Origin of the sequence: Dokdonia pacifica, from assembly GCF_900188275.1 — a bacterium.
Lineage (GTDB): Bacteria > Bacteroidota > Bacteroidia > Flavobacteriales > Flavobacteriaceae > Dokdonia > Dokdonia pacifica.
On record NZ_FZNY01000005.1, the window covers coordinates 320998 to 333725 of the forward strand.

Annotated in this window: 12 protein-coding genes; 5 read left to right on the forward strand and 7 right to left on the reverse strand. The window is 32.2% G+C overall.

Going from position 1 to position 12728, the window contains the following annotated elements; all coding sequences use genetic code 11:
* Positions 1–26 precede the first annotated feature (26 nt).
* Together CHB80_RS16115 and CHB80_RS16120 are read left to right on the forward strand one after the other, a co-directional pair.
* Positions 27–749 carry a hypothetical protein gene (locus tag CHB80_RS16115; protein WP_089372528.1) on the forward strand — a complete coding sequence of 241 codons (723 nt, stop codon included), beginning with the start codon at positions 27–29 and terminating at the stop codon, positions 747–749.
* A complete protein-coding gene (locus CHB80_RS16120) occupies positions 750–1268 on the forward strand; it encodes a putative signal transducing protein (RefSeq protein ID WP_089372529.1) in 519 nt (172 codons plus the stop codon).
* Positions 1269–1270: 2 nt separating this feature from the next.
* On the opposite strand, the gene CHB80_RS16125 is transcribed toward CHB80_RS16120, so the two are convergent.
* Positions 1271–2890, reverse strand: a complete 1620-nt coding sequence (locus CHB80_RS16125) for an ABC-F family ATP-binding cassette domain-containing protein (RefSeq protein WP_089372530.1) — start codon at positions 2888–2890, stop codon at positions 1271–1273.
* 586 nt (positions 2891–3476) lie between these two features.
* Between CHB80_RS16125 and CHB80_RS16135 the strand changes: the two genes are divergently transcribed.
* Positions 3477–4850, forward strand: coding sequence for a TlpA family protein disulfide reductase (locus CHB80_RS16135; protein WP_089372532.1), 1374 nt, complete (start codon positions 3477–3479; stop codon positions 4848–4850).
* Positions 4851–4930: 80 nt separating this feature from the next.
* On the opposite strand, the gene fsa is transcribed toward CHB80_RS16135, so the two are convergent.
* From fsa to CHB80_RS16160, 5 genes are all read right to left on the reverse strand, one after another.
* Positions 4931–5587, reverse strand: a complete 657-nt coding sequence (fsa, locus tag CHB80_RS16140) for a fructose-6-phosphate aldolase (RefSeq protein WP_089372623.1) — start codon at positions 5585–5587, stop codon at positions 4931–4933.
* Between the two features lie 98 nt (positions 5588–5685).
* Positions 5686–6489: an SDR family oxidoreductase gene (locus CHB80_RS16145; protein ID WP_089372533.1), complete on the reverse strand. Its 804-nt coding sequence runs from the start codon at positions 6487–6489 to the stop codon at positions 5686–5688.
* Positions 6490–6701: 212 nt separating this feature from the next.
* The gene (locus tag CHB80_RS16150; protein ID WP_089372534.1) at positions 6702–7148 is read right to left on the reverse strand and encodes a thioredoxin family protein; all 447 of its coding nucleotides are present in this window, start codon (positions 7146–7148) and stop codon (positions 6702–6704) included.
* A gap of 123 nt (positions 7149–7271) precedes the next feature.
* Entirely contained in the window at positions 7272–7904 is a 633-nt protein-coding gene (locus tag CHB80_RS16155) for an NAD(P)H-dependent oxidoreductase (RefSeq protein ID WP_089372535.1), read from the reverse strand.
* A gap of 164 nt (positions 7905–8068) precedes the next feature.
* The gene (locus tag CHB80_RS16160) at positions 8069–8320 is read right to left on the reverse strand and encodes a type B 50S ribosomal protein L31 (protein ID WP_089372536.1); all 252 of its coding nucleotides are present in this window, start codon (positions 8318–8320) and stop codon (positions 8069–8071) included.
* 193 nt (positions 8321–8513) lie between these two features.
* Between CHB80_RS16160 and CHB80_RS16165 the strand changes: the two genes are divergently transcribed.
* Positions 8514–9026: a DUF4199 domain-containing protein gene (locus CHB80_RS16165; RefSeq protein WP_179218193.1), complete on the forward strand. Its 513-nt coding sequence runs from the start codon at positions 8514–8516 to the stop codon at positions 9024–9026.
* Positions 9027–9968, forward strand: a complete 942-nt coding sequence (locus CHB80_RS16170) for a glycosyltransferase family 2 protein (RefSeq protein WP_089372538.1) — start codon at positions 9027–9029, stop codon at positions 9966–9968.
* Positions 9969–9983: 15 nt separating this feature from the next.
* On the opposite strand, the gene CHB80_RS16175 is transcribed toward CHB80_RS16170, so the two are convergent.
* Positions 9984–12632: a T9SS type B sorting domain-containing protein gene (locus tag CHB80_RS16175; protein WP_089372539.1), complete on the reverse strand. Its 2649-nt coding sequence runs from the start codon at positions 12630–12632 to the stop codon at positions 9984–9986.
* Positions 12633–12728 lie beyond the last annotated feature (96 nt).

Sequence of the window (12728 nt, forward strand, 5' to 3'; positions counted from 1 at the left end):
CTGCGTATCTTTAAAAGAAAAAGAATATGCTACTTCAAAGAACTAATATTCAAGAGAAATTACTCAAAGAGCGTAGTAAAGTAGGCACAGGAGACGATATTTTAGCACAAGTACGTCATATTTTTGAAGAAGACCGCTTACGCGAAAAGGGAATTATAGATACTTTAAAAGGAGTCCATAACGAAGAATCGACATCGTTTGACATTGACTTGCTTGATAAGGACAGAATCTTCCACAGTAAACAAATTCAAAAAATTTGTATCAATTATAGATTGCGATTTTTGGATACTAAGTATTTTAAAGGTAAGTACCCACAAAGCGCAATAGATGAAATTAAGTATTTAGAAAACAAACACCGTATCTCAATAAGCAACTTTAAGATTATCGCTCCTTCAAAAATGTTTGTTCTTGAAAAAGCTGATGATCCTCTACTTTTTGCTCCTATGGGAAATGGTTATTTTTATTTGATTCACAAATGGGGAAATGACCTTCACCCATTGCGTAAATTATTAATGTGGCCTTATAAATCTTTTGAAAATTTAATTGTTTATATCATACTATTAAGTATACTTGCAACAGCACTCATTCCAGATGGTCTGTTTACTAAAGAGCAAAATTTTTCTCAATATATTATGGTGTTCTTTTTTATGTTTAAGTCTATTGCTGCTGTTGTTTTATTTTATGGCTTTGCATTAGGAAAAAACTTTAATACTGCTATTTGGAATAGTAAATACGACAAAACACGTTAAATGAATATTCTTCCAAAATCTCAATACGAACAGATTTTTCACGGTTCACAAATTACCACACAACATATAAAACTAGTACTAGAAGAAGCTGGTATTACAAGTATTATAAGAGATGATGGAGAAAGTGCCTTAAGAGGTGGATTTGGGGCTGCACATACAAATGATGTCAAATTATTTGTAGATAAAAAAGATGTTCTAAAAGCAAAACATATTGTTACAAGTACTGCAGAAAAACTAGAAACTGAAAACATCTCAGATGAAGATTTAGAAAAGCTTGCACAACAAAAAGACCCTGTTGTTCCTATAACTAAAACTGTATCAAAACAAAAAAAAGAGACCTATCGTAGATCTCCTTTTAATTTATTTATAAATATTGGGCTTATCATATATTCTGCATGGAGACTTTCACCTTTACTTAGTGGCGGAACACTTTCTACATTTCGGATAATTGTTAGTTCTGCTATTCTCCTAGTTTGTAGTTTGGCAATTATCATGCATTTTACACAAAAAGACACCTAATACTAGTTATACATACTAGTACGTAATTCTTTAATTTTAGCATCGCTCATATATTCATCAAATGTCATGTAGCGATCAATTACACCTTTTGGCGTAAGCTCTATAACTCTATTTCCTACAGTTTGCGCAAACTCATGATCATGCGTGGTTAACATTACAGTACCCTTAAAGTTTTTTAATGCATTATTAAACGCAGTAATTGATTCAAGATCTAAATGGTTTGTAGGCTCATCTACCATCAATATATTAGCACGCTTCATCATCATCTTACTAATCATACAACGTACTTTCTCTCCTCCTGAAAGTACATTTGATTTTTTTAAAGCTTCTTCTCCACTAAAAATCATTTTCCCTAAAAAGCCACGTAAATGTACTTCTTCTCTTTCTTCTTCAGTTTGTGCATATTGACGTAACCAATCTACTAGGTTTAATTCTGCCGATTGGAAATACTCAGAATTATCTAAAGGAAGGTAGGATTGTGTTGTGGTAATTCCCCAAGAAAAATCACCATTATCAGCTTTTTCTTTTCCATTAATAATCTCATAAAATGCTGAAGTTGCTCTACTATCTCTAGAGAATAATACCGCTTTATCACCTTTTGCAAGATTGATATCAATATTTTTAAATAAAACTTCACCATCAACAGAGGAAGCTAGTCCATTTGCATTAAATATCTGATCTCCTGCTTCACGATCACGATCAAAAATAATTCCCGGATAACGTCTACTAGAAGGCTTAATCTCTTCAATATTTAATTTGTCAATCATTTTTTTACGAGAAGTTGCTTGCTTAGATTTAGCAACATTTGCACTAAAACGAGCAATAAATTCTTGTAATTCTTTCTTCTTTTCTTCTGCTTTTTTGTTTTGTTGCGCTCTTTGTCTTGCTGCTAACTGAGAAGATTCATACCAAAATGTATAGTTTCCACTATAATGTGTGATCTTACTATGATCTATATCTGAGATATGTGTACACACAGCATCTAAAAAGTGTCTATCATGCGATACTACAATAACACAGTTATCGTAATTTGCCAAGAAATGCTCTAACCAATTGATTGTTTCATAATCCAAATCGTTGGTAGGCTCATCCATAATAAGTACATCAGGATTTCCAAATAATGCTTGAGCAATTAAGACACGTACGCGCTGTTTTCCATCAAGATCTGCCATTAATGTATAATGAAGTTCTTCCTTTATTCCTAAATTAGAAAGCATCGCTGCCGCATCACTATCTGCATTCCAACCATTCATCTCATCAAACTGTAATTGCAATTCTCCTATACGGTCTGCATTTTCATCAGAGTAATCTGCATATAAAGCATCTATTTCCTTTTTAATAGTATACAAAGGTTTATTACCCATAACTACAGTTTCCAAAACATTATACTCATCATATGCATAATGATTTTGTTCTAGAACAGACATACGTTTACCTGCTTCTAAATGTACATGTCCAGATGTAGGGTCTTGTTTTCCAGAAAGTATTTTAAGAAATGTAGATTTCCCAGCACCATTGGCACCTATAATACCATAACAGTTACCAGAAACAAAAGATGTATTTACTTCATCAAATAAAACACGTTTCCCAAATTGTACCGATAAATTAGAAACTGAAAGCATAGTATATATCTATTTATATTTTTAAGCCTGCAAAAATACCGATTATTAAACAGATTGTGAAGTAGATTTAAAAGTATACGATGATATTCATTGATTTTATTGAAGAATATATATACTAAGACGCTATTCTAGTATAAATATCAAGAATCTGCTCTTATTACAAATGCTACAAATAAAATGAAAGCAACTAAAAAACAAAATAATGTTATGAGAAGATCATAAAGAACTTGATGAAATCCTTTTGAAAAATGAGAAAGTGGCTTAGGCTTTTCACCTTTTAAATAATCAAGTAAATAAAAAACCATGAAACGTACAGAAGCTCCTAAAAAGGTAAACAAAAAAATTACGATAGGATATTTTATACATAACTATAAGTAAAACAAAATAGCAACAAGTTACAATTCAATATATATAAATTAAAAGCTGTACTTTAGGCAAACTGATAAGCGTTTTAACTTCTAATTAACAAGAGTTTTTCTTTGTAAAAGTTACATTTGAAAGTTAATCGGTAAAATATATAGTTATCATTCACACTCAACTACATACAACTATCAAAGGAATTATTCCCATTCTCATATCACTATTTGTGTTAAGTGCTTGTGACTCTTCTAAAAAAGATAAATCTGATGGCACCTATCTAGGAGGAGAAATTATTAATCCTAAATGGAGTTATATATTACTTCAAAAAAACGATAAAATCGTAGATACAATTCCGCTAGATGCACATAATCGTTTTTTTTATGAGTTTACAGATTTTGATCCTGGTTTATATTGGTTTTGGCATAGAGAAAACCAATTAATACACATAGAACCTGGTGACAGTATTATGTTACGTGTAAATACACTAGAGTTTGATGAATCTCTTAGCTTTTCGGGCAAAGGATCGGAACGTAGTGGTTTTTTGATCGATTTATTTTTACAATGGGAAGAAGAAAATGAGGGATTCATACATCATTATCAAAAAGAACCTAAAGACTTTCAGACTTTACTAGACTCTATACACCAAATACGCATACAGAAATTACGTAAGTTTTATGAAAAGTATGATAATGTTTCTGAGAGTTTTAAAGAAATAGCCGAAGCATCTGTTTATTATGACAATTACCGTCGTAAAGAAAGCTATCCATTTTCGCATTATAAGAAAAATGACAAACTCACTTTTATAGAAGAGTTGCCATCAGACTTTTATAGCTTTCGCGAAAGCATAAACCTAAATAACTCCAATTTAAGAGATTTATATTCATACCAACGCTATTTGAATGCTTTTTTAGATCACCAAGCCTATAAAGGGTATTGTCAAGACCAATCTTATAACACCGTATCTTTTTTACACAATTACAATAAAATAAAAGTCATTGATAAGTACATTGAAAATTCTGAGCTCAAAGACATGAATTTATATAGAACTGGGCGAAGGTTTATTGAAAATAGTAATGACAAAAAAGGAGTTAATGAAATTTTTAGACTAGTTACGACATCTATTACTTCACCTGAAGTAAAGATGAATGTAGAAAAACTATATGATTCTCATAAAAAGATGGAGGCAGGAAATATTATTCCTGACTTAATGCTTGTAGATGCAGAAGAACGTATGGTTACACTTTCAAGTAGAATACAGAAACCTACCGTGCTTTACTTCTGGTCCTATTACAACCACATGCATTTAGAAGAATCGCATAAAAAGGTAAAAGATTTACAATCAAAATATCCTGAATTTAATTTCATAGGAATAAATGTAAATGATGAAAATGACAAGTGGATAAAGCATGTGAAACAGCATAAGTTTAATCCTTCTATGGAATATAGATTTAACAATGTTAAAGATTCTAGAAAATCGCTAGTGATTAATAGTTTAAGTAAAACTATTGTTCTTGATCGTAAAGGAAAGATATTAAATAGTCATGCTAATATACATAGTATTGATTTTGAGAACGAACTCCTAGCTTATCTGAATCAATAAATAATAATTTTACAGCATAAAAAAGCCGATTCAAAATGATTGAATCGGCTTTTGTTTTTATGATGAAATTAGAAATAGTTTTAGTTATTTCCTTTCTTATAATCTGCTAAAAATTTTGCAAGTCCTATATCTGTAAGAGGGTGTTTTAATAATCCTTCTATAGATGATAATGGTCCTGTCATTACGTCTGCGCCAATTTTTGCACAATCAATAACATGCATTGTATGACGTACAGAAGCTGCTAAGATTTCTGTTTCAAAAGCATAGTTATCATAGATATGACGAATCTCTGCAATTAAATTAAGACCATCTGTAGAGATATCATCTAAACGTCCTATAAATGGAGACACATACGTTGCTCCAGCTTTTGCTGCAAGTATTGCTTGTCCTGCTGAAAACACAAGGGTTACATTGGTACGAATACCTTTATCGCTAAAATATTTACACGCTTTTACACCGTCTTTAATCATAGGTAGTTTCACTACAATTTGATCGTGTAAAGCTGCTAATTCCTCACCTTCTTTAACCATGGCATCATACTCAGTTGCAATAACTTCTGCACTAACATCTCCATCAACGATATTACATATATCAACATAATGTTTTAAGATATTATCGCGACCTGTAATGCCTTCCTTTGCCATAAGTGAAGGATTTGTTGTCACACCGTCTAGCACGCCAAGGTCTTGTGCTTCTTTAATTTGAGCAAGGTTTGCCGTATCAATAAAAAATTTCATAGAATAGAGTGTTATTGTTTTATTTTTTTCAAAAATAGGCAAAGTAACAATCCTAAAATATAAGTGTAGTTTTAATTTATCTCACACTTATGCACAATCTATAGTTTATAATGGTTTAAAAGCAATTTTTCATACCAAGTATCTGGCAATATTCTCTTCAGTGCAATACTAAACTTCTGCATAAAGAAACCTACTCTATAATGTACTTTCGGGTTTTTAGAACGCATGATACGGTGTATTACTGTAGCCATCACTTTTGTATCCATTCCTGCTTCTACATGCTCATCCATTAAGCGTAATGTATTTCCGTAGTTTTCCTTATATGGAGAATCATCAAGAATGGGTGCATGATAACGACCTGCTGCAATATTGGTTGCAAAATCACCGGGAGCCACGGTTGTCATCTTGACATTAAACTCTTTAAGTTCCATACGATATGCTTCTGTAGTAATACCTAATGCTCCTTTTGTTGCGCTATAGATACCTCTGTAAGGCAATCCCATATATCCTGCTATTGAAGTAACATTAATGATCATACCACTACGTTGTTTACGCATAGTAGGTAAGACCGCTTTTATGACCTCTAAAGCTCCAAAATAATTGGTTTCAAAAACACGTCGCACTTCATGATCTGGAGTTTCTTCTAATGGTCCCGTAATCCCCATTCCTGCATTGTTAATCACATAATCTATTTGATTTTGTTCTTTCAGGATCGTGTGAACAGCATTTGTAATAGATACTTGATCAGTAACATCTAAAGAAATCATACGCACCTTTCCATCTAAAGCTGTTTTAGGATTACGGCTTGTTCCATATACCGTATACTCTTTATCAGCTAGATAATGAGCTATTGCTTTTCCTATTCCAGAAGACGCACCAGTAATTAAGACAACTTTAGACATGGTTATTTCATTTATGCGCAAATATCAAACTACGCACATCAATATGCAAATTATAAACGAAAGGATTATAAATGACTAGTAATATATTTTAAAACATATTAAAAATCCTTTATTCGCAAGATAATAGATTGAATAAAACTATTGATTACCTCTAAAAAGTCTATAGAAAGTAACGAAGATCACTGTTGAAGTGTACAGCAAATAACAACTATTTATCTAATTGCACGTGCTTTATCTAAAAATGCAAAATAACCACTTGTATCCCTTAACATACTATATGCAGAAATACGCTCTTTTATTTTACCATTTGCATCCAGTGCTAATAAAGTAGGAAAAGCCCCTTCTTTATTGTATTTTTTTTGAAGCTCTTTATTTTTTTTAAATTGTTCTGGTGTAATAATGTCTTCTCTAAAAGGAACATCTACTTCTAACAATACAAAATCTTTTGATTGTTTTAAAAATTCAGGATTTTGCCAGAAATCTTTTTTAAGCATCTTACAAGGTCCGCACCAGTCACTTCCAGTAAAATACATTAAAATAGGCTTGTTTGTTTTTTTAGCTACTTTTTTAGCCTGATCAAAGTCAGTAATCCAATTTGCCTCTTGTGCATTTGATACAGTAGCTATAGCAATAAAAAGAATAAATAATAAGCGCTTCATGATAAGATTATTACACTAACAAATTTAAAATTTTATAGGAAATCAACAAACATCATAACCATCTGTTTCATTTCTCTTATTGAAAATAACAATAATCTTGCCAAAATATTGTCAATATTTCATTTAAAATTCAATCACTGCATCAGATAGTGTCTTTCTCACTTTTTTAAAATCAGCAAACATATCATCTTCTGCGCGATACCCAATAGGCATTACTAATACTGATGAAAGTCCTTTTTCAGAAAGCCCTAAGAGCTCATCATAGCTTTCAGAATTAAATCCTTCCATAGGACAAGCATCTATTTTTTCTATAGCACATATAGTAAGTAAGTTACCCATTGCTAAATATGCTTGTTTTGTTGCCCAGTTTTCTATAGCCTCTGGAGATTCCTTTTTAAAATGTCCAAAGAGGTACTCTCTAAATGGTTGTAAAATTTCATCTGGAGTATTTCTAGTCTTTTTTACATTATCAAAATAAGCTTTGATATACTCCTTATCAATATTCTTTTCAATACAAAAAACAAGTACATGAGAAGCATCTGCTACCTGTTGTTGATCCATTGATATGGAAACTAGATCATCTTGTAATTTCTGATCCTGAATAACAAGTAATTTTACAGGCTGTAATCCAAAACTAGAAGCCGTAAGGTTAAATGCATTTTTAACAACTGCTATTTTCTCAGTGGTTAAGTAACGACCTGCATCAAATTTTTTAGTGGCATATCGCCATTGAAGCGCTTCTAATATATCTGACATAATAATATGTATTAAGTACTACAAAGATACTATCTGATGGTTATAAAATAATACCATAGGAATAGTAAAAACTAATAGCAGTATATACAACATGCTATAATAGTAACTAAAAAAGCCTTCCTAAAAAAGGAAGGCTTTTCTATTATATAATATAATACGAAAGCTTATTTTTTAAACTTAGCGTATTTGTTTTTGAATTTATCTATACGACCAGCTGTATCAACTAATTTAGCTTTTCCAGTATAGTAAGGATGAGAAGTTCTAGAAATTTCTAGTTTGATAAGTGGATACTCCGTTCCATCAACTTCAATCGTTTCTTTAGTGTCCGCAGCAGATTTTGTTAAAAACACTTCATCATTTGACATGTCTTTAAATGCAACTAATCTATAATTTTCTGGGTGTATACCTTGTTTCATCTCGTTACTCTATTATTAATGCTCGATTTTTCGAGGTGCAAATTTACATATAAATAAATAATTTACAAATATAAAAACATAAAAAATACTTTAAAAAATCGATTTTATTAATTTTAAGAGTACAATGTAACGTTTTGGTATCTTTGTACACAAATGTAACTATAACCAACATTTTAAAGAAATGAGTAAATCAATGAAATCATCATCGTTAAATTATGGACTCATCGCAGGAGCTGCATTAACATTACTATATGTAATATTATACCTTGTTGATGCCACTTTATTAAATAGCTTCACTTTAGGTCTTATAATTTTGTTAGGGTTAATTATACTCGGTTTTGTATCTACAGCAAAAGCAAAAGCAATAAATGGTGGATACTTAACCTTTAAAGAAGCCTTTACCGCTTATTTTATTCCTGTAGCTATTGGACTATTAATTCCTACGTTATTTCTATATGTTCTTTTTAACTTTGTAGATCCAGAAACGGCTGAGTTTCTAAAACAAGAAGGTATAGCTCAGGCAGAAGACCTAATGCGAAATTTTGGCGCTCCTGAATCGGAAATTGAAAAGGCACTTGAAGATGCCCAAAATCAGAATCAAAATTCTTTAGGGTCTACCCTTACCCGTTATGCTTTTATTTTAATATTTTTAAGTGTTATAGGGCTTATTGCTGCACTAACCATGAAAAAGAAAAAAGAAGACTAAATGCAACTATCTGTTGTCATCCCTTTGCTCAATGAGCAAGAATCTATAAAAGAATTACACCATTGGCTTTCAGAAGTACTGGAAGCCAATGGTTTTTCATATGAAATCCTATTTATTGATGATGGTAGCAACGATCAATCGTGGGATGAAATATATACGCTTTCGCGAAAGCATACACATGTAAAAGCCATTCGGTTCAGTAAAAACTATGGAAAGTCACAAGCTTTACACGCTGGGTTTGCAGCGGCAGAAGGTGATGTGATTATCACCATGGATGCAGATTTACAAGATAATCCTGAAGAGATTCCTGAGCTGTATCGCATGATCACAGAAGAAGGATATGATTTGGTTTCTGGATGGAAAAAAAAGCGATATGATTCTGTAATCGCAAAAAACTTACCTAGCAAATTATTTAATGCGGCCGCACGCCAAACCAGTGGTTTGAAATTACACGATTTTAATTGCGGGCTTAAGGCATATAAAAAAGAAGTAATAAAAACGGTAGATGTATATGGAGAAATGCATCGTTATATTCCCGTATTAGCTAAAAATGCTGGTTTCTCTGCTATTGGAGAAAAAGTAGTACAACACCAAGCACGTAAATATGGTACTACAAAATTTGGAATGGAACGTTTTATTAATGGTTTCTTAGATTTATTAACCATTTGGTTTCTATCTAGATTTGCTAAACGCCCTATGCATCTATTTGGAGCATTAGGCGTGTTTATGTTTTTTATTGGATTTTGTTTTTCTCTTTACTTAGGAATAGACAAACTCTTTATAAATCCAACTGGTCGTTTAATTACAGATAGACCACAATTTTACATTGCCTTAGTAGCAATGCTTATAGGAGTTCAGTTATTTATAGCTGGTTTTATAGGAGAACTTCTACAAAGATCTTCTAAGGATAAAGAACGTTATCAAATTAAAGAGACGATATAAGACGTATTAAATACACTAACGCCTTATCAAGGTAAAGTGTCCATAATACTCTGCTCCTTCATAATTGATACGATACCAATAGGCACTGGTAGGCATTAAGATCCCTTTATAGGTACCATCCCACCCCCTATCATTATAATCCATTGCATAGAGTAGTTTTCCAAATCTATCAAATATGGTTACTTCTAAGCCTTGATAATTAATTGCTTGGTTGACATGCCAAACATCATGAACCCCATCATTATTAGGAGTGAAATAACGAGGAGCCCCTCGTATTAAAATGATTTCATTATACTCATTACAACCATCCAAATCTCTTACTACTAGATTGTAATATTTAGGAACTAGATTGGTAAAATTACCATTCATTTGAGTAGTCACTCCTCCATCTATAGAATACAATAAATCTATAGATGTATTACTAGGGGTTACTGTTATAGAATTGTATTGTTGGAAATCTGAAACCTCAATACTAATTTCAAATATTTCTGTTTCAGTAACATTAAACTGTATATTACCTGTACAACCTCCAAAGCTTTCAACTCCTACATTGTAACTACCGGCTTCGTCTACAATAATACTAGGCGTTGTTTCTCCTGTAGACCATTGGTATGAAGCATATTGATCATCTGTCACTAATGCGACTCCTCCATCAGAAGTACAAAAATTTATTTCTTTGTTCTCTTCTTCAACTCCTAATAAAACATCAAAAGTCACCTCCCCTACTGCAAGACAATCTGCACTATTTGACACGATATAATAGACACTTAAAAAATCTAATGCAATTATCGAGTGTGGTACCGAACCCAAATCTAATTGATTCACTTGTATAACAACATCATCTAATGTTAAGTAAAACGCTACTGTAGAATCATCAGCGTAATTTTGAAGTATTTCACTTCCCAAATTTTGTAAAGCAGCCCAAACGTCTTGCTTACTCAATAATATATCACACAACTGGTACGTAAAATCAGTACCCGAAGGGTTTACAGAGACATCAAGTGTTACTTCTATGATATTATTACAAGACTGATCATCCCCTATCACTAGGTATACTATCTCTCCATTAAAATCATTTAAATAGGTGGTAGGGCTCAAAATAGGATTCTCATCCAATTGAGCATCTTCTAAGGAATTATAAAACCTGTACAATAAATTATTGGTTTCAAATTCGGCATTAGCAAAGTCAACTAAGTTAAATACACTCCGTCCGTCATCTACTCCATCAATGTCACATTGTGTAAAAGTAATATCTTCTGGAAGGTCTAATAGAGGTATAATTTGTACAAACTCTACAAAGGTTTTTGGAACGCGGTCAGTAAATTCAAACGTAACTGTAACGGTATATAATCCAGCTTCTGTAAAACTATGAGTAGGATTAATAGCAGTAGAGGTATTATCTGCTCCACTGGCAGGGTCTCCAAAATCCCATGAAGCAGTCGTTACATTTGCATTAGGATCTACTGTAAAAGTAGTTTCGTCATTCTCGCAAATATGATCTATTGTAATAAAAGATTCGAAAAAAGACTGGATATACTGTGGCAACCCAAAGGAACTACTTCTAAATCCTAAGTCTACAGAATTTTGACTAAAATTAACTGAAGGGCCTACTAATTTCGGATTATTAATTACGGATATATTCATACCAGGAAGTGCATGATAGATTTTCCTATTCATGGCGATTTGTAATCCCCCTGCGAGATCACTTAATAATCCGTTCTCAAGATCTAGTACATTATATCTTGAACCTATAATTGATGGCGCATTTAAATCATATTGCTCAATCACAATACGATCAGATTGCCCTAAATCATCTATAGTTTTTCCACTAAAATATAATTTAGATGAATCTGATGAAAATTCAACTCCATAGTATACAAGTTCATCACTAATCAGTGATTGATTACTTACAATGCCTGTTTCATTATCAAAATCATATAAATAAGCAAGCCCGCCTAAGCTAGGTTGAAACAGACAATGTGAAATTGCTAGTTTAGAACCATTAGGAGCAATTTTCATAGCACCTCTAAAATTCTCAAAGTCATCAATATTTGGACCAATAGTAGAAATTACTGGTGTTGTATCAATTCCTGTAGCATCTAATAGATATGAATAAAATGTGTCTTGAAAATGTGTAACTACCCAATAATTAACCCCGTCGGCTGTTTCGACAACAGAGATTTTTTCTGAACCTTCTACTAATAAGTTTGTATTCTTTTCTATGACTTCTCCTAGTCCACCATCGCCTAACATAGAAACAATAGAATAGTTAATTCCATTTCCCATTCCAGTATTTTGATAAGCTTGAACCTCATCAGTAGTAATGATATAAAAAATAGTATCACTGCCCGGTAATGGAATAATCACAGCAGATTGTGTAGATGATAAACTCCCTAATAAATTCGTCCCATTAGCCATCACATCGTTATTCCTATTCCAAACGGTAGTGCCTTCTGTATAAAAAAGAATTTCTCCTGTATCTTTATCTGAAATTGCAGAGCATCCCTCTGTAGTATCTAATGCTCCATCTTCTATTGGTACAGGAATACCTGAGTTAAAATCTAATCCAGCAAAATTTCCAAAATACCAATTTGCTGCATCTCTTTGAGCTAATACTTGAAATGAGACTAGTGTGAAAACTATAATAGCAACTAATTGTTTCAAAGTTTCGGTTGGATTTGTGTAGTTGTTTGAGTCTTGTAATTATTCAAATATCTTCGATAATAAGTATAAAATAGTAATTACCGATAAAAATTAACA